We start from the raw sequence: 24,163 nt of genomic DNA, 5'->3' as shown, positions 1-24,163 counted from the left end.
GGTCCATCAAACCCTCATGGGACGCCGCAGATCCAAGGTCATTGGAAAGTCCGGGCTGCGCTCCTCCGGCGGAATCGCCAGCGCGCCCGGACTATGACCGATTGACTCGAAACGCGCGAGCCGCCGCGCCTCCGCCTCGTAGGAATTCACAGGCGGCGTCTCGTAGTTGCGCCCGCCGGGATGGGCGACATGGTAGACGCAGCCGCCGAGCGAGCGCCCGACCCATGAATCGACGATGTCGAAGATCAGCGGCGCATGCACCGGAATCGTCGGGTGCAGGCCGGATGCCGGCTGCCACGCCTTGAAGCGCACGCCGCCGATCGCCTCGCCCGAGCGGCCGACAGGCGTGATCGGGATGCGGCGGCCGTTGCAGGCGACGATGTGGCGGCCGGGCACGAGCCCGCTCGCCTTGACCTGCAGCCGCTCGACCGACGAATCGACATAGCGCACCGTGCCGCCGATCGCGCCCTCCTCGCCCATCACGTGCCAGGGCTCCAGCGCCTGCCGGATCTCGATCGAGACGCCGCCATGCTCGACATTGCCGTAGAACGGGAAGCGGAACTCGGCCTGCGCCTCGAACCAGACCGGGTCGAAGGCGTAGCCGGCGCGATTGAGATCGGCGAGCACGTCGCCGAAATCCTGCCAGACCATCTCGGGCAGCATGAAGCGGTCGTGCAGGGTCGTGCCCCAGCGCACCAGCTCGCCTCCCTGAGGCTCGCGCCAGAACCAGGCGACCAGCGCCCGGATCAGCAGCTGCTGCGCCAGCGACATCCGCGCGTCCGGCGGCATCTCGAAGGAGCGGAACTCGATCAGCCCGAGCCGCCCGGTCGGTCCGTCGGGCGAATAGAGCTTGTCGATGCAGATCTCGGTGCGGTGCGTGTTGCCGGAGACGTCGACGAGCAGGTTCCGCAGCAGCCGGTCGATCCGCCAGAGCGGGATCGACGGCTCGCCCGGCTTCGGGATCATCGAGAGCGCGATCTCGAGCTCGTAGAGCTGGTCGTGGCGCGCCTCGTCGATGCGCGGCGCCTGGCTCGTCGGGCCGATGAACAGTCCGGAGAACAGGAAGGACAGCGACGGGTGCCGGTTCCAGTACAGGATGATGCTCTTCAGCACGTCCGGCCGGCGCAGGAAGGGCGAATCCGGCGGGGTCACGCCGCCGAGCACGACGTGGTTGCCGCCGCCGGTGCCGGTATGGCGGCCGTCGACCATGAACTTCTCGGCGCAGAGCCGCGACTGCCGCGCCTCCTCATAGACGCCGCGCGTGATCTCGACCGCCTCGCGCCAGTTCCTGGCCGGGTGGATGTTGACCTCGATCACTCCGGGATCGGGCGTCACCTTGATGTTGCTCAGGCGCGGGTCGTGCGGCGGCGAATAGCCCTCGATATGGACCGGCTGGCCGAGTTCCGTCGCCACCGCCTCTACGCTGGCGATCAGGTCGAGATAGTCCTCCAGCTTCTCGACCGGCGGCAGGAAGACGCAGAGCACGTTGTCGCGGACCTCGAGGCTGAGCGCGGTGCGGACATGCTCGCCGCCGATCTCCTGCTCCTGCCGGTCCTGGGCGCCCGAGCCTGGCGCGGGTTCGACCGCGCGCGACATCTGGGCATGCGCACCCATTCCACTCTCGAAGCCCTCATCCTGAGGAGCGCCCGCAATGCGCGTCTCGAAGGATGCTCCAGTGGTCCCGGGGCCTGCTGGAACATCCTTGGGGACGGCCGCCGACGCGGCCTCCTCGGTATGAGGGCCGAGCGATGCGGGCGAGCGTCCTCCCGCCGTCGGCAACGGCCCGCGCGGCTCCATCGGATCCTGGGGATGGATGTGCGGGTATTGGTCCTTCGGCACGACCGGCAGCGAGCCGAGCGGCAGCCGGTAGCCGACGGGCGAATCGCCAGGCACCAGAAAGAGCTTGCCGCGCCGGAGCTTCCATTTCTCCGAGCGCCAGCGCCGGTCGCCGGCCTGGCTCTGCCAGCGCTGCACCGGGATGACGTAGCCCCGCGGCTTGCCGAGGCCGAGCTGGAAGACCTGCGCCATGCGGGCGCGCTCCTCGGGGTCGGCTAGGCGAGGGTCGAGCGGATCGACATTGTCTGGAAGCTGCGCCTCCTGGAGCAGCCAGTGGCCGGTATCCTCATAGGCCGGCAACACATAGTCCGTCCCAAGGCCCAGTTTCTCCGAGAGGCCGGCCGCCAGCGCCTCCGCGTCGCCGATCGAGGCGGCCTGCTCCAGTTCGCGGTCGCCGCCGGTCCGGGCGCCGGGCTCGCGCGCGATCAGGGCGGCATTGCGCCAGATCGGCTCGCCATCGGCACGCCAGTAGAGCGCGAAGGCCCAGCGCGGCAGGCTCTCGCCCGGATACCATTTGCCCTGGCCGTAATGCAGCATCCCGCCCGGCGCGAAGCGCTCGCGCAGCCGCCGGATCAGCGCGTCGGCGCGGTGTCGCTTGGTCGGGCCGACGGCGGCGATGTTCCATTCCTCGCCGGTCTGGTCGTCGATCGAGACGAAGGTCGGCTCGCCGCCCATGGTCAGGCGGACATCGCCGGCTGTCAGATCGGCCTCGACCTGTTCGCCGAGCGCGTCCAGCCGCGACCAGGATTCGTCGGAGAAGGGCAGGGTGATGCGCGGCGCCTCGTGGACGCGATCGACCCGCATCGAGAAGTCGAAGGTCGTTTCGGCATAGCCCGCTAGCCCTGAGACCGGCGCGGCCGAACGGTAGTGCGGCGTCGCCGCCAGCGGCAGGTGACCCTCGCCGGTGAGCAGGCCGGATGTCGGATCGAGCCCGATCCAGCCCGCGCCGGGGATGTAGATCTCGGCCCAGGCGTGCAGGTCGGTGAAGTCCTTGTCTGTGCCGCGCGGGCCCTCGAGCGGGTCGATGTCGGCCTTCATCTGGATCAGGTAGCCCGAGACGAAGCGCGCCGCGAAGCCGAGATGGCGCATGATCTGGACGAGCAGCCAGCTCGTGTCGCGGCACGAGCCGGACCTGATGTGGAGCGTATGCTCGGGCTCCTGCACGCCCGGCTCCATGCGGATGCCATAGGCGATGCCGGCGGCGAGCTTCGCGTTGAGGTCGACGATGAAATTGACCGTGTTGACCGGCTCGCGCGGGATCGTCGCGAGATAGGCCGAGAGCAGCGGGCCGGCGGGCTCGGTGACGAGATAGGGCGCGAGCTCCGCCCGCAATTCGTCGGGATAGGCGAAGGGAAAGGTCTCGGCGTCGGTCTCGACGAAGAAATCGAACGGGTTGATGATCGACAGCTCGGTGACGAGATCGACCTCGATGCGGAACTCCCTGACCGGCTCCGGGAAGACATAGCGCGCCAGCCAGTTGCCGCTCGGATCCTGCTGCCAGTTCACGAAATGCTCGGGCGGGCTCACCTTCAGCGCGTAGCTGTTGATCGCGGCGCGGCAATGCGGCGCGGGCCGAAGCCGGATGATCTGCGGGCCGAGCGTGACCGGCCGGTCGTATTTGTAATGGGTGACGTGGTTCAGCGCGGCGATGATGGCCAAGGCGGACCTGCTTCACATGATGCGCGAGGCTTGAGCGCCAGGCCGGGTCACGTTAGCGGCGCGGCATGGGCGCGCAAAGCCGCAACTTGCGCAAGTCGCCGCCAACAAAACCGGCCTCTGCGCAAGAATCGGGCAATCTCGCGGCGGCTGCCCCGGGGACGGAAAGGCGGCGCTGGACATCGCGCGCGGAACGGTTCCACATTGCACGAAGAGCCGCGGCCATCGTGCAGGAACGAGCCGCAGGCCCGCAACATATGGGGATTTTAATGCGTCACGTCACCAAACTGATGGTCGCTTCCGCCTTCATGGCGTTGATGGCCACGACCGCGCTCGCCCAGACGCCGAAGGACACCGTCGTCATGGCCAAGCAGATCGACGACATCATCACGCTCGATCCGGCCGAGGCCTTCGAATTCTCCGGCGTCGAGGTCGTGACCAATGTCTACGACAAGCTGATCGGCGTCGATCTCGCCAGGAACAACGCGCTCGTCGGCGAGCTCGCCCAGAGCTGGACCGTCAGTCCCGACCAGTTGACCTACACCTTCAAGCTCCGCCCCGGCGTGAAATTTCACTCCGGCAACGCGCTGACCGCCGCCGACGTGGTCTATTCGATCCAGCGCGCCGTGACGCTGAACAAGTCGCCGGGGTTCATCCTGGCCCAGTTCGGCTTCACCAAGGACAACGTGCTGGACAAGGTGAAGGCCACGGATGACGCCACCGTCACGATCGAGGTCTCGAAGCCCTTCGCGCCGAGCTTCTTCCTCAACTGCCTGACCTCGGGCGTCGCCTCGGTGGTCGACTCCAAGCTGGTCAAGGCCAACGAGAAGGACGGCGACTGGGGCAATGGCTGGATGAAGCTGAACTCGGCCGGCTCCGGCGCCTACAAGGTCCGCGCCTACCGGCCCAACGAGCAATATGCGCTCGACGCCAACGAGGGCTGGTACAAGGGCGCGCCCAAGAACAAGCGCGTCATCGTGCGTCATGTCGCGGAGCCCGCCTCGCAGCGCCTGCTGCTGGAAAAGGGCGACATCGACGTCGCCCGCAACCTCTCCAAGGACCAGCTCGCCGCGGTCAAGGCCAACAAGGACATCGAGATCGTCCAGGGCGACAAGGGCTACATTCTCTATCTCGGCCTCAACACCAAGAACCCGAACCTCGCCAAGCCTGAGGTGCGCGAGGCGCTGAAATGGCTGGTCGACTACCAGTCGATCGAGAAGAACATCGTCGAGGGCACCTACAAGCACCACGAGGCCTTCCTGCCCAAGGGCTTCCTCGGCGCGATCGACGACAAGCCCTACAAGTTCGATCCCGCCAAGGCCAAGGAGCTGCTCGCCAAGGCCGGCCTGCCGAACGGCTTCACCGTCACCATGGACGTGCGCTCGGTCTCGCCGATCACCGACATCGCCCAGGCCGTGCAGGCGAGCTGGGCCCAGGCCGGCATCAAGCTCGAGCTGATCCCCGGCGACGGCAAGCAGACCCTGACCAAGTACCGCGCCCGCACCCACGACATCTATATCGGCCAGTGGGGCCCGGACTATCTCGACCCGCACACCAACGCCGAGACCTTTGCCATCAACGAGAACAACGGCGAGGACGCCAAGTCGAAGACGCTGGCCTGGCGCAATGCCTGGGACATCCCGGAGATGACCAAGGTCACCCAGGCCAACGTGCTGGAATCGGACGCCGCCAAGCGCGCCGCGACCTATGAGACGCTGCAGCGCGACCACCAGAAGGTCTCGCCCTTCGTCATCATGTTCCAGCAGGTCGAGGTCTCGGCCGATCGCAAGGGCGTCACCGGCTGGGTGATCGGGCCGAGCTCCGACACCAATTTCTACGCGCCGATCGCCAAGAACTGAACCCGCCGACCGACATCGCCCGCCGCGCCCCAAAAAGGTCGCGGCGGGTTTTCTGCTTTGACCGGACGCAAGCCAGACGCATGATCGAACCAGGAACCGCCATGCCCGCTCGGCAGGACAGGATGCGGCTATGACCAGCCTGACGGACGCGCCAATTCCCGCGCCGGTTCCCAAGCCGGGCTCGCCCGGACGTGCGCTGCGCTGGAGCAAGCTGCTCTGGCGCGAGCTGACCACGGTCGCGATCACGCTGTTCGGGCTTCTGCTGGTGACCTTCTTCATCGCCCGCGTCATCCCGATCGACCCAGTGCTGGCCGTCGTCGGCGACAACGCCCGGCCGGACGTCTACGAGAACGCCCGTCTCGCGCTCGGTCTCGACAAGCCGCTCTGGCGGCAATTCGCGATCTATGTCGGCAAGGTCTTCACCGGCGATCTCGGCACCTCGGTGCTGACGGCCCAGAAGGTCACCGACGACATCCGCCGCGTATTCCCGGCGACCCTGGAGCTCGCCACGCTCGGCACGCTGATCGGCGTCGTGCTCGGCGTGCCGCTCGGCATCGTCGCGGCGGTCAACCAGGGCCGCTGGCAGGACCAGGTCGCGCGCCTCATCGGCCTGTTCGGCTATTCGGTGCCGGTGTTCTGGCTCGGGCTGATGGGCCTGCTGCTGTTCTACGCCAGGCTCGGCTGGGTCGCCGGCCCCGGCCGCATCGGCGTCGCCTTCCAGGATTTCGTCGATCCGATCACCAACATCGTCATCCTCGACGCCATGCTGCAGGGAGAATGGGATGCGGCGAGAAACGCGTTCTCGCATCTCATCCTGCCGGCGGCGGTGCTCGGCCTGCTCAGCGTCGCCTATATCAGCCGGATGACCCGCAGCTTCATGATCACCGAGCTGCAGCAGCAATATGTCGTCGCCGCCCGCGTGAAGGGGCTCTCGGAATGGCGGGTGGTCATCCGCCATGCGCTGCGCAACGCCGCCGTGCCTCTCGTCACCGTCATCGCCCTGTCCTACATGCATCTTCTGGAGGGCTCGGTGCTGACCGAGACGATCTTCGCCTGGCCGGGTCTCGGCCGCTACCTGACCAACGCCTTGCTGAACGCCGACATGAACGCCGTTCTCGGCGGCACGCTGGTCGTCGGCGTGGTCTTCATCGCGGTCAATCTGTTCACCGACATCCTGGGCCGCATCGCCGATCCAAGGGCGAGGTGAATGCGCATGAGCACCTGGACCGACTACCTCCTGACCGATTCCCCCGCCTCGCGCCGGCAGGCCAGGCTCGGGCAGTTCTACCGGCAATGGCTCGCCTTCCGGCGCAATCCGCTGGCGCTGGCCGGCCTCGCCATCGTCGTGGCGCTGCTGCTGGTGGCGGCCTTCGCGCCGCTGATCGCCTCGCAGGACCCGCTTGCCCAGAATCTCGCCGGCCGGCTGCTGCCGCCGTCCTGGGACCATCTCTTCGGCACCGATGCGCTCGGCCGCGACATCTTCAGCCGCATCGTCCATGGCACGCGCGTCACCCTCGTCATCGTCGTTCTGGTGGTCATTTCGGTCGGTCCGATCGGCCTCCTGATCGGCGCGGCGTCGGGTTATCTCGGCGGCTGGGTCGACCGGCTGCTGATGCGGATCACCGACGTCTTCCTCGCCTTTCCCCGCCTCGTGCTGGCGCTGGCCTTCGTCGCGGCGCTCGGGCCGGGGCTGGAGAACGCCGTCATCGCCATCGCGATCACCGCATGGCCGCCCTATGCCCGGGTTGCCCGCGCCGAGACGATGATCATCCGCGGGCAGGACTACATCGCCGCCGTGCGGCTGCAGGGCGCCTCGCCGGCCCGCATCGTCTGGAAGCATGTCGTGCCGATGTGCCTGCCCTCGCTGATCGTGCGCACCACGCTCGACATGGCCGGCATCATCCTGACCGCGGCGGGGCTCGGTTTCCTCGGTCTCGGCGCGCAGCCGCCGATCCCGGAATGGGGCGCGATGATCTCGGCCGGCCGCGAGCAGATCTTCGACCAGTGGTGGGTCGCGACCTTCCCCGGCATCGCGATCTGCATCGTCGCGCTCGGCTTCAACCTGCTCGGCGACGGCCTGCGCGACGTGATGGACGCCAGGTGATGGCGCTCGTTCCCGCAAACGCCAGCGAGCCCCCGCTGCTCGAACTCGACAATCTCAAGGTCGATTTCCACACCCCGACCGGCATCGTCAACGCCGTGCGCGGCCTCTCCTTCACGCTGGGTCGCGAGCGGCTCGGCATCGTCGGCGAATCCGGCTCCGGCAAGTCGATGACCGGCCGCGCCATCCTCGACCTGATCCCGTGGCCGGGCGTCGTCGGCGCCGACCGCATGACCTATCGCGGCCAGGATCTGCTGACGATGGACAGGCGCAACCGCCGCAAGCTGCGCGGCCGCCACATCTCGATGGTGATGCAGGATCCGAAATTCTCGCTGAACCCGGTGCAGAGCGTCGGCCGCCAGATCGCCGAGGCCTACCGCGTCCACCACAAGGCGAGCGCGCGCGAGGCGAGGGAGCGCAGCCTCGCCATGCTGGAGCAGGTCCAGATCAGGGAGCCGGCCCGTGTCTACGACCTCTACCCGCACGAGGTTTCCGGCGGCATGGGCCAGCGCGTCATGATCGCGATGATGCTGATCGCCGAGCCCGACATCCTGATCGCCGACGAGCCGACCTCGGCGCTCGACGTCACGGTGCAGTTGCAGGTGCTGAAGATCCTCGACGACCTCGTCACCAGCCGCGGCATGGGGCTGATCTTCATCAGCCACGATCTGCATCTGGTGCAGTCCTTCTGCGACCGGGTCATCGTGATGTATGGCGGCAAGGCGATGGAGACGATGCCGGCCGCCGAGCTCGCCGACGCCGGCGCGCGCGACCGCCGCCATCCCTACACGCTCGGCCTGCTCGGCTGCCTGCCCGATCTCGACAAGCCGCAGGGCAAGCTCGCCACCCTGTCCCGCGACCCGGCATGGCTGGCATGATGATTTTGCGAAACGGATCGTCCGGGCGTGAGCCCTCTTCTCCCTCCCCCCGCTTGCGGTGGGGAAGGGGACAGGACGGCGCTCGCTCGCACGGTGGATCGCTCGCATGACCACCCAACCCGCCATCGCCGTCGACAGGCTCGACGTCTCCTTCGGCGATTCCCATGTCGTGAAGGACCTCTCCTTCGCGGTCGCGCCCGGCGAGAGCTACGGCATCGTCGGCGAATCCGGCTCCGGCAAGTCGACCGTGCTGCGCGTGCTCGCAGGCCTTAACCGCGACTGGAGCGGCGAGGTCGCGATCCTCGGCGAAAGCCAGCCCAAGCTCAGGAAAAAGGCCTTCTACCGCGCGGCCCAGATGGTCTTCCAGGACCCTTACGGCTCGCTGCACCCCAAGAAGACGGTCGACGACACGCTGGCCGAGCCGCTCGCCATCCACGGCATCCGCGAGCCGGAGGCGAGGATCGCACGCGCCATGACCGATGTCGGCCTGCCAGTCTCGTTCCGCTTCCGCTATCCGCACCAGCTCTCGGGCGGCCAGCGCCAGCGCGTCGCGATCGCGCGCGCGCTCGTGCTGGAGCCGACGATCCTGCTGCTCGACGAGCCGACCTCGGCGCTCGACGTCTCGATCCAGGCCGAGGTGCTGAATCTGCTGCAGGCCCTGCGGCACGAGCGCAGGCTGACCTATATCCTCGTCAGCCATGATCTCGCCGTCGTCGCCCATATGTGCGAGCGACTGCTGGTGATGCAGTTCGGCCGCGGCGTCGAGGAGATGACGGCGGCGACGCTGGCCGCGCGCGACCCCAAGACCGACTACGCCCGGCAATTGCTGACCGCCAGCGAGGGCTTTCGGCGGGCGGGCTGAGCAGGGTTGCGCAGCGAGCGTTTGGCAAAGCTCCCTGCTTGGTCGCATTCTCGTCGCAGCTCTGCGCTCGACTCAGCTCAGCCAGAGCCATACGGAGCCTGAGACGCCATGGACGCCATCGCAGACTGCGCCATCCGCCCGAAGGCCTCGCCGCAGCGCACGCCGGTGCCGCCCTTCGATCTCGTGATCTTCGGCGCCAGCGGCGATCTCGCCTTGCGCAAGCTGTTCCCGGCGCTGGCGCAGCGCAATCAGGAGGGCGTGCTGCCGCCCGAGAGCCGCATCCTCGCCATCGTCCGCAAGGACGACGACATGGCAGGGGTGCCGAAGCAGATCGCCGAGCGGCTGAAGGAGGAAGGCCTCGCCGCCGACCAGATCGAGGATTTCCTGCGCCGCCTGACCATGGTCCAGGCCGACGGCGCCAGGCCGGAAACGTTCAAGGCGCTCAAGAAGGCGCTGGGCGACACCGACCGCGTGCGCTCCTTCTACCTCTCGACCCCGCCCGACCTGTTCATCCCGATCTGCCGGAACCTCGCCAAGGCCGATATTCTCACCCCGACCTCCCGCGTCATCCTCGAGAAGCCGCTCGGGCGCGATCTCGCCTCCGCGCGCGAGATCAACGACGCCGTCGCCGCGATCCTGCCCGAGAGCCGGACCTACCGGATCGACCATTATCTCGGCAAGGAGACGGTGCAGAACCTCTTGGTGCTGCGCTTCGCCAACACCCTGTTCGAGCGCTCCTGGTCGAGCCGCGACATCGACAACATCCAGATCACGGTGGCCGAAACCGTGGGCCTCGAGAGCCGCGCCGGCTATTACGACAAGGCCGGCCACATGCGCGACATGGTCCAGAACCACGTCATGCAGCTGCTCTGCCTCTTCGCCATCGAGCCGCCGAACATGCTGGAGGCCGACGCGGTGCGCGACGAGAAGGTCAGGGTGCTGAAGGCGCTCAGGCCGATCGTCGGCCCCGACGTGCAGCGCCATACCGTGCGCGGGCAATACGGGCCGGGCCAGAGCGACGGCCAGCGCGTGCGCGGCTATGCCGAGGAGCTCGGCCATGCCTCGAACACCGAGACCTTCGTCGCGATCCGCTGCGAGCTCGACACCTGGCGCTGGGCCGGCGTGCCGATCTACCTGCGCACCGGCAAGCGCATGGCGCAGCGCTATTCCGAGATCGCGGTCACCTTCAAGCCGGTGCCGCATTCGATCTTCGGCCAAGGCGGCGGCTGCGACAATCTCGACGCCAACCGCCTCGTCATCCGGCTCCAGCCCAATGACGGCGTCCAGCTCCAGTTGATGATGAAGGTGCCGGGCTCCGGCAAGCTCAAGATCGTGCCGCGCCAGCTCGACCTGCGCTACGAGACCGCCTTCGACGTGCGCACGCCCGACGCCTATGAGCGCCTGCTGACCGACGTCATCCGCGGCGACCAGACCCTGTTCATGCGCCGCGACGAGGTCGAGCAGGCCTGGGCCTGGGTCGATCCGATCATCGCCGGCTGGCAGGAATACGCCCCGCAGCCGCATCGCTACGCCGCGGGTTCCTGGGGGCCCTCGCAGGCGATCGGCCTGATCGAACGCGACGGCCGCTCCTGGGCCGATCCGGACCTGGTCTGATGCGCCCTGTCGAGGCCGCGGCGGGGCCGGTCGCCTGGCATCGCTTCGAGACGCTGGACGATGCCTCCGAGGCGCTGGCCGAGACGGTCGCGGTCCGCCTCGAGGCGCTGCTGGCCGATCGCGAGAGGGTGCTGCTGTCCGTTCCGGGCGGCACGACGCCGGCGCGTTTCCTCGCGGCGCTGGGCGCCCATGACCTCGCCTGGGACAAGGTCACGCTGCTGCCGACCGACGAGCGCTTCGTCTCGCCCGACGACCCCGCCTCCAACGAGCGCATGATCCGCGCCAGCTTTTCGCCGCTGACCGAGGGCAGGGCGCGCTTCCTCTCTTTCCATGGCCATGGCGACGATCTCGAAGCCGCCGCCGGCGCGGTCTCGACGGAACTGGCCGGCCTGCCGCCGATCGACATCCTGATCAGCGGCATGGGAGCGGATGGCCACGTCGCCTCGCTCTTCCCGGGCGACGCCGTCGCGCTGGGCGCGGCCGACGACCGGCACGCCGTCGCGGCCCGACCGCCCGGTCTGCCGGAGCGCATCTCGCTCTCGCCGTCGCGCCTGGGCATGGCAGGCTGGACGGCGCTGCTGGTGGCCGGGCCCGAGAAGCAGCGGATGCTGGCCGGCGCGCAGGCCTTGCCCGCCGCCTTCCCCGTCGGACTTCTGCTGAGCCGCCCGCGGGGGCTCGACGTCTACTGGAGCAAGGTCTAAGCCGTTCCCGTCCTTTCAATCGATTGAAGAGCACTGCCATGGATGACGCCGCCATCATCGCCCGCCTCGAGGCTTGCGGCGTCGTGCCGGTCGTGGTGATCGAGGACGCGCATCTCGCCGTGCCGCTCGCCCGCGCGCTGCTTGCCGGCGGCATCGACGTGATCGAGGTGACGCTGCGCCGGCCGGCCGCGCTCGCGGCTCTGGAGACGATCGCGCGCGAGGTCGCCGACATCCTGCCGGTGGCGGGCACGGTGGCGACCCCGGCGCAGGTCGTCGACGTCAAGGAGGCCGGCGCGCAGGCCGTGGTCAGCCCCGGTTTCAGCGAGGCTGTCGACGATGCGATGCGCGCCGCCGGCCTGCCCTGGCTTCCGGGCGTCGCCACTGCGTCCGACTGCATGCGCGCGGTGTCGGCCGGCCGGCTGACCTGCAAGTTCTTTCCGGCCGAGCAGGCCGGCGGCACGGCGACGCTGAAGGCGCTGTCCGGGCCCTTCCCGCAGCTGCGCTTCTGCCCGACCGGCGGCGTGTCCCTGAGCAATCTCGGCGACTATCTCGCCCTGAAACAGGTCGTCTGCGTCGGAGGCTCCTGGGTGGTGCCGGCCGACGCCATCGCGAACCGCGACTGGGCGCGGGTGACGAAGCTCGCCAGGGAGGCGCGCGAGGCGGTCGCGGCGCTCAGGCGGTAATCCTCACTTCCGGCAGGCGAAGGGCGGGAAGGTGCTCGCCATGCTCTCGTTCATCGCCATCAGCACGAGGATGTTGGCGAGGTCGAGTTCTTCCTTGGAGCGCGGGCAGACATCGCCCTGGGTCGTGCAGCCCGAGGCGAGGAAGGCCTCGTGCCGCGCGACGAACTCAGGACTCAGGCCGGCGCGGCCGCGCTTCGACAAGGCCTCTGTCCAGGCCTTGCCGTAGCGCTCGCATTTGACCGCCGGCCAGCTTTCCGTGCGGCTGACCTGCGCGGCTGCGGGCGCAAGCCCGGCAAGCAGCAGCATCGAAAGCGATGCGATGCGAAGAGCTGTGCTCATGCCGAAAGCCTTTCGACGACCAGATCGGCGATCGCCAGCGAACTGGTCAGGCCCGGGCTCTCGATCCCGAGCAGGTTGACCAGCCCCGTCACGCCATGGATCTGTGGCCCGTCGATGCGGAAATCCGGCATCGGCTCGCCGGCCGAGTGCAGCTTGGGCCGGATGCCGGCATAGTCGGCGACCAGCGCGCCGTCCGGCAGGGCCGGCCAGTAGCTCCGGATCGCGGCATAGAACTTTTCCGCCCGCGCCTGGTCCACGATCAGATCCTGATCGTGCTCGACCCATTCGACATCGGGTCCGAACTTGACCCGTCCCGCCATGTCGATCGTCGCGTGGATGCCGAGCCCCGCCGCCTCCGGGATCGGATAGACCAGATGCGAGAACGGCTGCTTGCCGAGCAGCGAGAAGTAGTTGCCCTTGGCGTAGTGCTGGACCGGCACGTGATCTCCAGGAAAGCCGGCGAGCTTGCCGAGCAGGCGCGGCGCGCCATGGCCGGCCGCGTTGACGATGGTCGTCGCCGTATAGGTCGCCGGATCCTCGCCGCCGAAATCGACGCTGAAACCTTGCGCCTCGCGCCGCCAGCCGGCGATCGGCGTGTTGAGCGCGAGCGAGCCGCCCGCCGCCTCGCATTCGCCGAGCAGCGACAGCATCAGCGCATGGCTGTCGACCACGCCCGTCTCCGGCGAGAGCAGCGCGATCTCGCAGGTCACCTCCGGCTCCAGCGCCTTTGCCTCGGCGGCATCGATCCAGCGCAGGCTGTCGACGCCCGACGCCGCCGCGCGCGCATGGATCGTCTCCAGCGCCGGCCGCTGGCTTGCGGATGTGGCGACGATCAGCTTGCCGCAGGCCTTGTGCGGCAGGCCGCGCTCGCGGAGATAGGCGTAGAGGAGCTTGCGGCCCTCGACGCAGACCCGCGCCTTCAGCGAGCCCGGCGGATAGTAGATGCCGGCATGGATCACCTCGGAATTGCGCGCCGAGGTCTGCGTGCCGATGCAGTCCGCCGCCTCGGCGATCACGACCTCGCGCCCGGCCAGCGCCAGCGCGCGCGCTACAGCCAGGCCGACGACGCCGGCCCCGATGACGAGGCAGTCGATGTCGCTCATCGAATGATGCCGGCGTTCACGCGTGCCGGGGCATCGCCATCTCGACGAGGCTCGCCCAATAGGTCACGCCGACCGGGATCGCCGCGTCGTTGAACTCGTAGGCCGGGTGGTGGACGCCGGCCGAATCGCCGTTGCCCATCATGATGTAGGCGCCGGGGCGCTCCTCCAGCATGAAGGAGAAATCCTCCGAGCCCATGGTCGGGGCGACCTCGGTGTCGATCGCGTCCTTGCTGAAGGCGCTGCGCACCGCGCTGGTGACGAAATCGGTCTGGCCGGCATGGTTGAAGGTCACCGGATAGCCGCGCTCGTAGTCGATGTCGGCGCTGAGCCCGAAGGCGAGCGCCGTGCCGTTGACGATCTCGCGGAAGCGCTTCTCGGCGAGGTCGCGCATCGCCGGCGAGAGCGTGCGCACCGTGCCCTTGATCTCGACATGCTGCGGAATGACGTTGAAGGCCTCGCCGGCCTTGAACGCCGTCACCGAGACGACGACGGAATCGAGCGGGTCGGCATTGCGCGAGGAGATCGTCTGCAGCGAGGTGACGAGCTGGCAGGCGGCGACGAGCGGGTCGATCGTCTCGTGCGGCTTGGCGGCGTGGCCGCCGCGGCCCTCGAGCTTGAGCAGGAAACGGTCGGCCGCGGCCATCATCGCGCCCTTGCGGATGGCGAACTGGCCGATCGGGATGCCCGGCATGTTGTGCAGGCCGTAGACCTCCTGCACGCCGAAGCGCGCCATCAGCCCGTCCTTGCACATCTCGCGTCCGCCCGCGCCGCCCTCTTCGGCCGGCTGGAAGATCACGATCGCCGTGCCGTCGAAGTCGCGCGTCTCGGCGAGGTACTTGGCCGCGCCGAGCAGCATGGCGGTGTGGCCGTCATGGCCGCAGGCGTGCATCTTGCCGGGCGCCGAGGAGCGGTGCTCCAGATTGGTCTCCTCATGGATCGGCAGCGCGTCCATGTCGGCGCGCAGGCCGATGACTTTCCCCGAGTCCTGGCCGGTGCTCGCGCCCTTGCCCTTGATCACGCCGACGACGCCGGTGCGGCCGATGCCGGTGACGACCTCGTCGACGCCCCATTCCCTGAGCTTGTCGGCGACGATGCCGGCGGTGCGCTGCACGTCGAACATCAGCTCGGGGTGCTTGTGGAAGTCGCGGCGGATCGCGGTGATCTCGGGCGCGAGCGCGGCGATGAGCTCGGATTTGGGCATTGTCATCCTCGAGGAAGGGTAGCGTGGCGGCTCCGCGGGAAACGGGTCGACAGGCGCGCAAGCTAGCCGGCAGGCGCGCCGCTGTCCAAGCCGAATGCCGCATGACGGGGCGGAGGGCGGGGCATGGGGATGTCGGTTCGCGCCGGCGGGAGGGGATTAAATAAGCGCGCGCGAGCGCTCCTGAGAGATCATTCCGCTCGTTACGGCGCTGATCGAAAGTCTTTCCGCCTAACCTGTGGTCGACGAGATTCACAGCGCGTCATGATTTGGCCTTGTCCCCAGAATAGATCGCCGATCGCGCGCTCGGCCAGACCAGAACTGGCGGCCTGAGCTTTCCACTCCTCCCGTCTCATGTCTGGTTGATTGATGCGTATTCCGATGACGGCCGCCTTTATTGCGGCCAGCGTTCCCGCCGTCGCGGCCGATGTCGCCACCCCGAAAATCTCATTCCAGCCGCAGGTCAAGGGCGCCGCCTGCCTCAAGCGCGAAACGCTGGCCATGAGCGACGAGCTCGTCGCCAGGATCGGCCCGATCCAGATCACCTCGACCTGCGGCGGCCGCCACGCCCGCCGCTCGCAGCACTACGGCGGCAAGGCGATCGACTTCCGCCCGCTCGCGACCTCGGCCCGCAAGGCGGCCGCCGCCGCCCGCTCCCTGGAGGCTGTCGGCGGCGTCGGCGCCTATTCCAACGGCCTCGTCCACGCCGATGTCGGCGAGCGCGAGATCTCCTGGTACGGCCGCAAGCGCGCCAAGCGCCGCTACGCCCAGCTCGCGCGCTGAGATCAGGCGGCGAGCCAGAGCATGCCGCGCGAGGCGAGCGCCAGTTCGACCGCCTCGCCGACCTCGTGCAGGGCGTCGCCGGACTGGAAGGGCTGGTCGACGGCGACCTCGGTCGCGCCGACGCGCACGCCGTAGCGGACGCTCGCGCCGAGGAATTCGCGATGCGAGATCGTGCCGGGCAGCGGCACGCGGTCGCTCCGGCTCGCGCCGGGCCGGGCGATCTCAGCCTGCTGCGGCCGGAACACCAGCTTGGCGCCGGGCGGGATCGCCGCATCCCCGGGCACCGGCAATCTCACGCCGCCCTCGACCTCGAAGACGCGGTTGTCGCCCGCGCCGCCTACGGCGCCGGCCAGGATGTTGGCCGTGCCGAGGAAGTTCGCCACGAACAGGTTGGCCGGGCGCTCGTAGAGTTCCATCGGCGTGCCGACCTGCTGCACCACGCCGTCGTTCATCACGGCGATGCGGTCGCAGATCGTGTTGGCCTCCTCCTGGTCGTGCGTGACGAAGATCGTCGTCAGGCCGAGCCTCTGCTGCAGGTCGCGCAGCTCGCGCCGGACCTGCACGCGCATCTTCGCGTCGAGGTTCGACAGCGGCTCGTCGAGTAGCAGCACCTTGGGCTCGACGGCGACGGTGCGCGCCACCGCGACGCGCTGCTGCTGCCCGCCCGAGAGCTGCGAGGGCCGCCGCTCGCCGAGGTGGCCGAGACCCACCAGGTCGAGCGCGAGCGTGACGCGGCGCTCGATCTCGGCCTTGGCGACGCGCCGCTCCTCCAGCCCGAAAGCGACGTTGCGGCGGACGCTCATGTGAGGCCAGAGCGCATAGGACTGGAACACCATGCCGACATCGCGCTTCCAGGGCGGCAGCGCCGAGACGTCCTTGCCGGCAATGGTGACGCGGCCGCTATCGGCCTGGTTGAAGCCGGCGATCAGGCGCAGCAGCGTGGTCTTGCCGCAGCCGGAAGGCCCGAGGAACGCGAAGAACTCGCCGGGCCTGATCGCGAGGTTGATGGTCTTGAGGACGTGGTTGTCGCCATAGGACAGGTTGACGTTCTCGATCTCGACCGGGACGGCCGGCGTGGCGATGGCTGCGATCGCGTTCATGGTCAGTGACCCATGCCTTTTGCCTTCTGGCTGCGTTCGATGATGAGATGCGACAGGAAGGTGCAGAGCGCGACCAGCACCACCGCGACGACGCCGAGCGCCGCGCCCGGCCCGCGTCCGGCCGCCGACTGCATGAAGACGTAGAGCCCGTAGGCGAGCGGCGCGTCCGAGTTCGACTGGACCAGCATCAGCGTCGCCGAGAGCTCGACGGCCGCCGTCGCGAAGGCGGTGACGAAGCCGGCGAGGATGCCGCCCGCCATCAGCGGCACCACGACGCGCCGCACCGTCCGCGCCTTGGTCGCGCCGAGATTTTCCGCCGCTTCCTCGAGCGAGACCGAGATCTGCTGGAGCGCCGCCATGCAGGCCCGCAGCGCGTAGGGCAGGCGGCGGATCGCCAGCGCCAGCACGATGGTGATCCAGAGCGAGGCGAGCGGCGTCCCGTCCGGCAGGGTGACGCCGTAGAAGGTGCGCAGGTATCCGATGCCGAGCACGACGCCGGGGATCGCGAGCGCGGCCGAGGCCATCCAGTCGAGCCATTCGCGGCCGATCAGCTTCGTCCTCAGCACGAGATAGGCGATCGCGACGCCGAGCACGACGTCGATTCCGCCGGCGAGCGAGGCGTAGATCAGCGTGTTCTTGATGTAGAGGAAGCTCTCGCCGAAGACCCGGCCGTAATGCGCCGTCGTATAGGCGTCGGGCAAAGGCGAGAACGACCAGATCGTCGCGAAGGAGAGCAGCAGCAGCGCCAGATGCGGCGCCAGCACCAGCGCCAGGATCAGGAAGACGACGCCGTAGCCGAGCACGCCCTGCAGCGGCGTCATCCCGCGCTTGGCGAGCCCGCCGCCGCCGCGCTGCGTCGTCGCGTAGTCGCGGCCCTTCAGGGCCAGCGCCGAGAGCCACATCGCGACGACGGAGGCGACGATCAGCACGACCGAGATGACGTAGCCCATCGGGTCGGCGATGCCGATCGAGGTGACGCGCAGATAGGCCTGCGGCGCCAGCATGTCCTTGACGTTGAGCAGGAGCGGCGTCGCGAGGTCGTCGAAGACCTTGACGAAGACGAGCGAGGCCCCGGCGAGATAGCCCGGCATGGCGAGCGGGAAGACGATGCGCCGGAACAGCCGGAAGCCCGACGAGCCCAGATTCTGCGCCGCCTCCTCCATCGCCCGGTCGATGTTGCGCAGCGCCGCCGAGAGGTTGATCAGGATGAACGGGAAATAATGCACCGACTGCACGAAGATGACCCCGGCCAGCCCCTCCATGAACTCGATCTTGAAGCCGAACCAGTCGTCGAGCAGCAGGTTGACCGAGCCGTTGCGGCCGAAGAAGAGCTGCATCGCCACCGCGCCGACGAAGGGCGGCATGATCAGCGGCAGGAAGCCCAGCGTCTGCACGATCGCCGCGCCCCGGAAGGCGAAGCGGGTGGTGAGATAGGCCAGCGGCAGCGCGAAGACCGAGGCCCAGACCACCGACATCGCCGAGACGTAGAGCGAGTTCCACAGCGAGCGCATGAACAACTCGGTGCGGAAGAAGTCGTAGAAATTGACCAGCGTGAAGGTCGAGGCGCCCTTCTCGGTGAAGGCGACGTAGATCACGGCGCCGACCGGCAGCGCCAGGAACAGCACGAGGAAGGCCGCGATCCCGAGCGCCAGCGCGATCTGGCCTGGCGTGGCCGAGCGGCGCGCGGCGCGGGGGAGGGCGGGGGCCGGAATGGCGGTCATGAGGTCGTTTTCTTGCTTTGCGACAGACTTACGCTGTCACCGCCGTCATGGTCGGGCTTGTCCGGACCATCCACGTCTTCGTTCGCCGAGCGCTCTGACGAAGACGTGGATGCCCGCCACAAGGGCGAGCATGACCGTGAGTGGTGAGAAGGGTTCGCAGCAGGTCTACTTCGCCGCCTTCAGCGCCTCGTCCGCCTTCGCCCTGGCCTTGGCGTAGTTGTCGCGCGCGAAATTGGCCCACTGGCTCTCGACCTCGGCCTGGCGCGCGCCCTTCTCCTTGGCCCCGGTGAACGCGCCGCGCAGTTCGGCGCTGGCGGCCTGCGCTTCCGTCACCGGCAGCGCCGCGATCAGGGTGCGCGCCTCGTCGGCGAGCGCCTTGGCCTGCGGGTTCGGCTTCTTGGCGAGCGCCGCATCGACCTCGTGCAGCACCTTGGTCACGCCCTTCAGCCCGTCGAGCTGGAACGAGACGAGCTGGTCGAACAGCGTGTCGACGACGGCCGTGCGCGCCTCCGACTTGTCGACGTCGAAGCCGATCATCTTCTGGAAGCGCTGATCGGTGAAGGGGTTGGGATAGTCCGCTCCCGCCTTGGCGTAGACCGCCGGGTTCACCGGCAGGCGGCGGATGCCGGGCTCGAGCAGCACCTCCTGGCCGGTCGGCGAGAGCAGGAACTCGACGAAGGCTTCGGCCGCCGCCTTGTTGGGCGGGTTCGCGACGATGCCGACATTCGCCGGCACCACGGTCGTCACCGTCGGATAGACGAACTTGACCGGGAAGCCCGAGGCCTGCGCCGAGAAGGCGAAGAAGTCGATCACGATGCCGAAGCCGACCTGCCCGGAGTTCACCGCCTCTGGCACGCCGAAGGAGCGGTCGGTGATCGTGCGGAAATTGCCGGCCATCTCCTTGACGGTGCGCCAGCCCTTCTCCCAGCCCTCGCCCTGCAGGATCGTCTCGATCGTCAGATGCGTCGTGCCCGAGCGGGCCGGCGAGGCGATCGAGACATGGTCGAAATAGGCCGGCTTCGCCAGATCCTGCCAGTCCTTCGGCTCGGGCAGCCGGTTCGCCTTGGCGTAGCGCTCGTTCCACATGATGCCGTAGCCCGAGGCGGCGAAGCCGGAATAGAACCCGGCTGGGTCGTTGATCGGATAAGAGCCGATCTTGTCGGGGATGCCGGTCGCCTTGGGCTTGTAGGCGGTGAGCAGGTTCTTGCCCTTCAGCACCTCGAAGGCGTCGGGAGCCGAGGCCCAGAACAGGTCGACCTGGTTGTTGGCCTTCGTCTCCTCGAGATACTTCACGCCCGCATTGGTGTTGCGGTTCTGGACCTCGAGCGTGACGCCGGGCACGGCCTTCTCGAACGCCTTCTTGATCGGGTCGGTCACGTCCTTGGAGAAGGAGGTCACCACGGTGACCTTGCCGGTGGGAGCCTGGGCGAGCGCGGCCGTGGCGAAAAGGCCCAAGGCGGCCGATGCCGCGAGCGCGGCCCTGCGTGAGATCATGATGTCCTCCCGATCGTTTTTTGACAGGCTCGGCGTCGAGGCCGATTGGCGCCATTAAACCGTGGATCGGGTTACGCGGATAGTCATCGAACTGTCATATTGCTTTTCGCGTCCGTCACGCTCCGCCTTGAAACGGCTCAGATGCCGAATTGCGTGCGCCAAGCCGCGATATCCTCCAGCGCCACGTTCGAGCCGCAGAGCACCAGCCCGACGCGCTCGCCCGGCTTGAACATGTCCTTGCGGGCGATCGCCGCCGCGACGACGCAGGCCGCCGCCGGCTCCAGCAGCACGCGCCCGTTCTGCAGCACCCAGACGATCTCGCGCACCGCCTCGGCGTCGGGCACGACGATGATGTCCTCCAGGAATTCCCTCGCCGCCGCCATCGTCCGCTCGGTCGCGAAGGGCGCTCCAAGCGTGCGCGCGATCGAGGTCGGCCGGATCGCGACGGGTTTTCCCTCGGCCAGCGCCTGCGTCATCGTCGTCGCGCCCTCGGTCTCGACGCCGTGGATGCGCACCGCCGGGTCGAGGCCCTTCAGCGCGGCCGCGACGCCGGCCGCGAAGCCGCCGCCGCCGATCGAGATGAAGACATGGTCGAGCCGCCCGCTGGCGTCGGTCGCCATTTCGAGGCCGAGCGTGCCGTGGCCGGCGATGATCGCCGGATCGTCATAGGAATGGACGTTGGTCATGCCCTTGCCGGCATGGGCGTCGGCCTTGGCGAAGGCCTCGATCGAATCCTCGCAAAGCTCGATCTCGCCGCCGAGGCTCTTGGTCAGCTCGATGTTGAAGGGCGCGGCGTTCTTCGGCATCAGCACGAGCGCGCGCGCGCCCAGCGCCCTGGCGACGAGCGAGACGGCGATGGCGTGGTTGCCGCCCGAGACGGTGACGAGGCCGCGCGCGAGTTCGGCCTCGCTCAGGCTCATCAGCTTGTTGAAGCAGCCGCGCACCTTGAACGAGCCGGCGAGCTGCAGCGCCTCGACCTTGACCATGGTCTCGACGCCGAGCCGCGCCGATAGGCCGGCGCTATGATAGGTCGGCGTCCGCCGGACCTTGCCCGAGACGCGGGTCGCGGCGGCCTGGATGTCGGCGAGGGTCACGTCGAAAGTCATGGCGGCGGAAGTCATGGCGGCAGGCTTTCCGGTTGTTTCGGCGGGTTATAGGCGCTCGGCCGCCGCAGGTCAGCGCGCGCCGCGCATCCCCGTCAAGCGCTTCCGGGATTGACCCCGTTCGCGGGCAGCGTAGCGTGCGGAACGAAATCTGCCCGCGGGTCGTGCTTCCGGAGACTCTCTGTCGTGAACCTGTCGCCCAAGGAGATGCTCGCCAGGCTGGTGTCGTTCAATACGGAATCGCAGCGCAGCAATCTCGATCTGATCCATTTCTGCCGCGACTATCTCGCCAGCCACGGCGTCGAGAGCACGCTGGTCCCGAGCGAGGACGGGCGGAAGTCCAATCTCTTCGCCACGATCGGGCCAAGGGTCGATGGCGGCGTCGTGCTGTCGGGCCATACCGACGTGGTGCCGGTCGCGGGGCAGGACTGGAGCTCCGATCCCTGGACGCTGACCGAACGCGACGGCAGGCTCTACGGCCGCGGCGCCTGCGACATGAAGGGGTTCGACGCCATCGCCTTGGCGCTGGCGCCGGAAATGCTGAAGGCGCCGCTGAAGCGCCCGGTCCATATCGCGCTCTCCTACGACGAGGAGGTCGGTTGCATCGGCGCGCGCTTCCTCGCCAGGGCGATGACGGCGGCCGGCGTCAAGCCTTCGGCGGTGATCGTCGGCGAGCCCTCGATGATGCAGGTCGTCACCGGCCACAAGGGCGTCATCCGCATGCGGACCAGCGTGCGCGGCCATGCCGTGCATTCGAGCCGCATTCACGCCGGCGTCCCGGCGGTCATGGTCGCCGGCCGGCTGATCGACTGGCATCGCCTCGTGATGGAGGAGAATGCCGCCCGCGCCGATGCGAGCAACGATTTCGAACCGCCCTACAGCACGTTGCATGCCGGCGTGGTCGAGGGTGGAACGGCGGTCAACATCACCGCGGAGCGCTGCGAGTTCGTGCACGAGGTTCGCGCGATCCCCGGCGAGAGCGAGCTCGACTACGAGGCGCGCTATCACGCCTATGCGGCCGAGGTGGAGGCCGGCATGAAGGCGATCGCCCCGGCGACGGGCATCGAGATCGAGCGCACCTCGTTCACGCCCGGTTTGAAAAGAGAGACGAACGGCGAGGCCGAGGCGCTCGCGCGGCGGCTGACCGGCGACAATGGCAGCCATGTCGTCGCCTACGGCACCGAGGGCGGCCTGTTCCAGGGCGAGGGCTGGTCGACCGTGGTCTGCGGCCCCGGCGACATCGCCCAGGCGCACCAGCCCGACGAGTTCATCACGATCGCGCAGCTCGATGCCGGGACGACATTCGTGCGCGGCGTCATTGGCGAGTTGTCGCGCTGAGCGGCCGGGGCGTCGCTCGCGCGATGCGCCCCGCAATTGCCTTGCGAATGTGCATTTGCTTTTGCCGCCATGCGCTTTGCGCGGATTAGACCCGTGACTCGCGCGCACTCTTTCCCTAGCATCCCTCGCTTCGCCGGCCTCAAGCCAACGGCCGCTCCCGGGAGGCATGATCTCATGAAACCGCGTTCTCTCACCCTCGCCGCCGCCCTGTTCTGCGCATCGCTGCTCGCGATCGGCGCCGCGGAGGCCCGTCCGCTGAAATGGGCCGCCGCCGGCGACGCGCTGACGCTCGATCCCCACGGCCAGAACGAGGGGCCGACCACGAGCCTGAACCAGCACATCTATGAAAGCCTGACCGAGCGCGACCACGCCGGCAAGCTCAACCCGCTCCTCGCCACCTCCTGGCGCGTGCTGCCGGACGATCCGACGACCTGGGAGTTCAAGCTGCAGCCGGGCGTCAAGTTTCATGACGGCGCGGCCTTCACCGCCGACGACGTGGTGTTCTCCTATGAGCGCGCCATGCAGCCGACCTCGGACTTCAAGGGCTACCTGACCTCGGTCGAGAAGGTCTCGAAGGTCGACGACCTGACGGTGCGCATCAAGACCAAGGGGCCGAACCCGCTTCTGGTCAACAACACCTCCTCGATCCGGATCATGAGCAAGGCCTGGGCCGAGAAGAACAACGCCACCAAGGCGCAGGACTTCAAGAACAAGGAAGAGAACTTCGCCGTCCGCAACGCCAACGGCACCGGCCCCTTCATCCTGGTCTCGCGCGAGACCGACGTGAAGACGGTGATGAAGCGCAACGACGCCTACTGGAACAAGGGCAAGGTGCCGCTCGAGATCACCGAGCTGACGCTGGTGCCGATCAAGCAGGACGCCACCCGCGTCGCGGCGCTGCTCTCCGGCGAGGTCGACTTCGTCCAGGACGTGCCGGTGCAGGACATCGCCCGGCTGAGGAGCCAGCCCAAGATCCGGGTCAACTCCGGTCCCGAGAACCGCACCATCTTCTTCGGCATGGACGTGGCGTCCGCCGATCTGAAGGGCGACGACGTTCAGGGCAGGAACCCCTTCGCCGACAAGCGCGTGCGCCAGGCGATGAACATGGCGATCAACCGCCCGGCGATCCAGCGCGTCGTGATGCGCGGCGAGTCGGTCCCGACCGGCGTGATCATGCCGCCCTTCGTCAACGGCTGGACCAAAGAGCTCGACGCGGCACCCGCCGTCGACAACGCCAAGGCCAAGGCGCTCCTAGCCGAGGCCGGCTATCCGAACGGCTTCTCGACCACGCTGCATTGCCCGAACGACCGTTACGTCAACGACGAGGGCATCTGCCAGGCTGCGGTCGGCATGTTCGGCCAGATCGGCGTCAAGGTGAACCTGGTCTCGCAGTCGAAGTCGATCCATTTCAACCTGATCCAGAAGAACCCGCCCGAGACCGAGTTCTACCTCGTCGGCTGGGGCGTCCCGACCTTCGACTCGGACTATGTCTTCTCCTACATGTATCACAGCCGCACGGGCTCGCAGGGCTCGTGGAACGCGACCGGCTACAAGGACGCCGAGGTCGACGCGATGATCCAGTCGCTGTCGCGCGAGATCGACCTGCCCAAGCGCGACGCCACCATCGCCAAGCTCTGGACCAGGCTGAAGGACGAGACGGTCTATCTGCCGATCCACAATCAGTCCCTGAGTTACGGCATGAGCTCGACGCTCGACATCCCCGTCGACGTGTCGAACAACCCGAAGCTCAAGATGGTGAGCTTCAAGGGCTCGTAGTTCTCGCGGCGTTTCCGC

The 24,163-nt window shown here is 68.1% G+C and carries 19 protein-coding genes; 11 read left to right on the top strand and 8 right to left on the bottom strand.

Annotated elements, in window-relative coordinates; all coding sequences use genetic code 11:
• Positions 1–6 precede the first annotated feature (6 nt).
• Positions 7–3,495 (bottom strand): transglutaminase family protein, encoded by a 3,489-nt coding sequence (locus tag AC1RRW_RS05210; RefSeq protein ID WP_492899481.1) that lies wholly within the window; start codon positions 3,493–3,495, stop codon positions 7–9.
• Between the two features lie 266 nt (positions 3,496–3,761).
• Between AC1RRW_RS05210 and AC1RRW_RS05205 the strand changes: the two genes are divergently transcribed.
• The 8 genes from AC1RRW_RS05205 to eda all read left to right on the top strand — a co-directional run bounded on the left by AC1RRW_RS05205 (position 3,762) and on the right by eda (position 12,190).
• Positions 3,762–5,351 carry an ABC transporter substrate-binding protein gene (locus tag AC1RRW_RS05205; protein WP_492899480.1) on the top strand — a complete coding sequence of 530 codons (1,590 nt, stop codon included), beginning with the start codon at positions 3,762–3,764 and terminating at the stop codon, positions 5,349–5,351.
• A 130-nt stretch (positions 5,352–5,481) separates the two neighbouring features.
• Positions 5,482–6,558, top strand: coding sequence for an ABC transporter permease (locus tag AC1RRW_RS05200; RefSeq protein ID WP_492899479.1), 1,077 nt, complete (start codon positions 5,482–5,484; stop codon positions 6,556–6,558).
• A gap of 6 nt (positions 6,559–6,564) precedes the next feature.
• On the top strand, positions 6,565–7,455 hold the full coding sequence (nikC, locus tag AC1RRW_RS05195; RefSeq protein ID WP_492899478.1) for a nickel transporter permease: 891 nt from the start codon (positions 6,565–6,567) through the stop codon (positions 7,453–7,455).
• Positions 7,455–8,330, top strand: a complete 876-nt coding sequence (locus AC1RRW_RS05190) for an ABC transporter ATP-binding protein (RefSeq protein ID WP_492899477.1) — start codon at positions 7,455–7,457, stop codon at positions 8,328–8,330. Before nikC ends, AC1RRW_RS05190 begins: the two co-directional genes overlap by 1 nt.
• Before the next feature lie 106 nt (positions 8,331–8,436).
• Positions 8,437–9,192 carry an ABC transporter ATP-binding protein gene (locus AC1RRW_RS05185; RefSeq protein WP_492899476.1) on the top strand — a complete coding sequence of 252 codons (756 nt, stop codon included), beginning with the start codon at positions 8,437–8,439 and terminating at the stop codon, positions 9,190–9,192.
• Between the two features lie 108 nt (positions 9,193–9,300).
• Positions 9,301–10,806, top strand: coding sequence for a glucose-6-phosphate dehydrogenase (gene zwf / locus AC1RRW_RS05180; RefSeq protein WP_492899475.1), 1,506 nt, complete (start codon positions 9,301–9,303; stop codon positions 10,804–10,806).
• On the top strand, positions 10,806–11,507 hold the full coding sequence (locus tag AC1RRW_RS05175; RefSeq protein ID WP_492899474.1) for a 6-phosphogluconolactonase: 702 nt from the start codon (positions 10,806–10,808) through the stop codon (positions 11,505–11,507). Before zwf ends, AC1RRW_RS05175 begins: the two co-directional genes overlap by 1 nt.
• A 38-nt stretch (positions 11,508–11,545) precedes the next feature.
• Positions 11,546–12,190, top strand: a complete 645-nt coding sequence (eda, locus tag AC1RRW_RS05170; protein ID WP_492899473.1) for a bifunctional 4-hydroxy-2-oxoglutarate aldolase/2-dehydro-3-deoxy-phosphogluconate aldolase — start codon at positions 11,546–11,548, stop codon at positions 12,188–12,190.
• Between the two features lie 3 nt (positions 12,191–12,193).
• On the opposite strand, the gene AC1RRW_RS05165 is transcribed toward eda, so the two are convergent.
• From AC1RRW_RS05165 to AC1RRW_RS05155, 3 genes are read right to left on the bottom strand one after another with little or no spacing between them, the layout of a single operon-like run.
• Positions 12,194–12,529 carry a hypothetical protein gene (locus tag AC1RRW_RS05165; protein WP_492899472.1) on the bottom strand — a complete coding sequence of 112 codons (336 nt, stop codon included), beginning with the start codon at positions 12,527–12,529 and terminating at the stop codon, positions 12,194–12,196.
• The gene (locus AC1RRW_RS05160; RefSeq protein ID WP_492899471.1) at positions 12,526–13,632 is read right to left on the bottom strand and encodes an NAD(P)/FAD-dependent oxidoreductase; all 1,107 of its coding nucleotides are present in this window, start codon (positions 13,630–13,632) and stop codon (positions 12,526–12,528) included. Before AC1RRW_RS05160 ends, AC1RRW_RS05165 begins: the two co-directional genes overlap by 4 nt.
• 16 nt (positions 13,633–13,648) lie before the next feature.
• Positions 13,649–14,833: a M20 aminoacylase family protein gene (locus AC1RRW_RS05155; protein ID WP_492899470.1), complete on the bottom strand. Its 1,185-nt coding sequence runs from the start codon at positions 14,831–14,833 to the stop codon at positions 13,649–13,651.
• A gap of 378 nt (positions 14,834–15,211) precedes the next feature.
• On the opposite strand from AC1RRW_RS05155, the gene AC1RRW_RS05150 reads away from it, so the two are divergent.
• Positions 15,212–15,613 carry a hypothetical protein gene (locus AC1RRW_RS05150; RefSeq protein ID WP_492899469.1) on the top strand — a complete coding sequence of 134 codons (402 nt, stop codon included), beginning with the start codon at positions 15,212–15,214 and terminating at the stop codon, positions 15,611–15,613.
• 2 nt (positions 15,614–15,615) lie between these two features.
• Here the strand turns inward: AC1RRW_RS05150 and AC1RRW_RS05145 are convergent, their stop codons facing one another.
• The 4 genes from AC1RRW_RS05145 to AC1RRW_RS05130 all read right to left on the bottom strand — a co-directional run bounded on the left by AC1RRW_RS05145 (position 15,616) and on the right by AC1RRW_RS05130 (position 21,049).
• Entirely contained in the window at positions 15,616–16,713 is a 1,098-nt protein-coding gene (locus AC1RRW_RS05145) for an ABC transporter ATP-binding protein (protein WP_492899468.1), read from the bottom strand.
• Positions 16,714–16,715: 2 nt separating this feature from the next.
• A complete protein-coding gene (locus tag AC1RRW_RS05140) occupies positions 16,716–18,434 on the bottom strand; it encodes an ABC transporter permease (protein ID WP_492899467.1) in 1,719 nt (572 codons plus the stop codon).
• Between the two features lie 165 nt (positions 18,435–18,599).
• Positions 18,600–19,928, bottom strand: coding sequence for an ABC transporter substrate-binding protein (locus AC1RRW_RS05135; protein WP_492899466.1), 1,329 nt, complete (start codon positions 19,926–19,928; stop codon positions 18,600–18,602).
• Positions 19,929–20,065: 137 nt separating this feature from the next.
• Complete coding sequence (locus AC1RRW_RS05130; RefSeq protein WP_492899465.1) at positions 20,066–21,049, bottom strand: threonine ammonia-lyase; 984 nt, start codon at positions 21,047–21,049, stop codon at positions 20,066–20,068.
• Positions 21,050–21,217: 168 nt separating this feature from the next.
• On the opposite strand from AC1RRW_RS05130, the gene argE reads away from it, so the two are divergent.
• Together argE and AC1RRW_RS05120 are read left to right on the top strand one after the other, a co-directional pair.
• Positions 21,218–22,369, top strand: coding sequence for an acetylornithine deacetylase (gene argE / locus AC1RRW_RS05125; protein ID WP_492899464.1), 1,152 nt, complete (start codon positions 21,218–21,220; stop codon positions 22,367–22,369).
• Between the two features lie 174 nt (positions 22,370–22,543).
• Positions 22,544–24,145, top strand: coding sequence for an ABC transporter substrate-binding protein (locus AC1RRW_RS05120; protein WP_492899463.1), 1,602 nt, complete (start codon positions 22,544–22,546; stop codon positions 24,143–24,145).
• Positions 24,146–24,163 lie beyond the last annotated feature (18 nt).

It is taken from the genome of Allobosea sp. GW821-FHT12C12 (assembly GCF_058807355.1).
Note: the sequence above shows the minus strand (reverse complement) of the source record. Positions and strands in the feature narration are given on the sequence as shown.

Excerpts from the sequence above, each read along its gene's own strand:
- AC1RRW_RS05205 (WP_492899480.1), top strand. The coding sequence starts at position 3,762 with ATGCGTCACGTCACCAAACTGATGGTCGCTTCCGCCTTCATGGCGTTG.
- AC1RRW_RS05200 (WP_492899479.1), top strand. The coding sequence starts at position 5,482 with ATGACCAGCCTGACGGACGCGCCAATTCCCGCGCCGGTTCCCAAGCCG.
- nikC (WP_492899478.1), top strand. The coding sequence starts at position 6,565 with ATGAGCACCTGGACCGACTACCTCCTGACCGATTCCCCCGCCTCGCGC.
- AC1RRW_RS05190 (WP_492899477.1), top strand. The coding sequence starts at position 7,455 with ATGGCGCTCGTTCCCGCAAACGCCAGCGAGCCCCCGCTGCTCGAACTC.
- AC1RRW_RS05185 (WP_492899476.1), top strand. The coding sequence starts at position 8,437 with ATGACCACCCAACCCGCCATCGCCGTCGACAGGCTCGACGTCTCCTTC.
- zwf (WP_492899475.1), top strand. The coding sequence starts at position 9,301 with ATGGACGCCATCGCAGACTGCGCCATCCGCCCGAAGGCCTCGCCGCAG.
- AC1RRW_RS05175 (WP_492899474.1), top strand. The coding sequence starts at position 10,806 with ATGCGCCCTGTCGAGGCCGCGGCGGGGCCGGTCGCCTGGCATCGCTTC.
- eda (WP_492899473.1), top strand. The coding sequence starts at position 11,546 with ATGGATGACGCCGCCATCATCGCCCGCCTCGAGGCTTGCGGCGTCGTG.
- AC1RRW_RS05165 (WP_492899472.1), bottom strand. The coding sequence starts at position 12,529 with ATGAGCACAGCTCTTCGCATCGCATCGCTTTCGATGCTGCTGCTTGCC.
- AC1RRW_RS05160 (WP_492899471.1), bottom strand. The coding sequence starts at position 13,632 with ATGAGCGACATCGACTGCCTCGTCATCGGGGCCGGCGTCGTCGGCCTG.
- AC1RRW_RS05155 (WP_492899470.1), bottom strand. The coding sequence starts at position 14,833 with ATGCCCAAATCCGAGCTCATCGCCGCGCTCGCGCCCGAGATCACCGCG.
- AC1RRW_RS05150 (WP_492899469.1), top strand. The coding sequence starts at position 15,212 with ATGACGGCCGCCTTTATTGCGGCCAGCGTTCCCGCCGTCGCGGCCGAT.
- AC1RRW_RS05145 (WP_492899468.1), bottom strand. The coding sequence starts at position 16,713 with ATGAACGCGATCGCAGCCATCGCCACGCCGGCCGTCCCGGTCGAGATC.
- AC1RRW_RS05140 (WP_492899467.1), bottom strand. The coding sequence starts at position 18,434 with ATGACCGCCATTCCGGCCCCCGCCCTCCCCCGCGCCGCGCGCCGCTCG.
- AC1RRW_RS05135 (WP_492899466.1), bottom strand. The coding sequence starts at position 19,928 with ATGATCTCACGCAGGGCCGCGCTCGCGGCATCGGCCGCCTTGGGCCTT.
- AC1RRW_RS05130 (WP_492899465.1), bottom strand. The coding sequence starts at position 21,049 with ATGACTTCCGCCGCCATGACTTTCGACGTGACCCTCGCCGACATCCAG.
- AC1RRW_RS05120 (WP_492899463.1), top strand. The coding sequence starts at position 22,544 with ATGAAACCGCGTTCTCTCACCCTCGCCGCCGCCCTGTTCTGCGCATCG.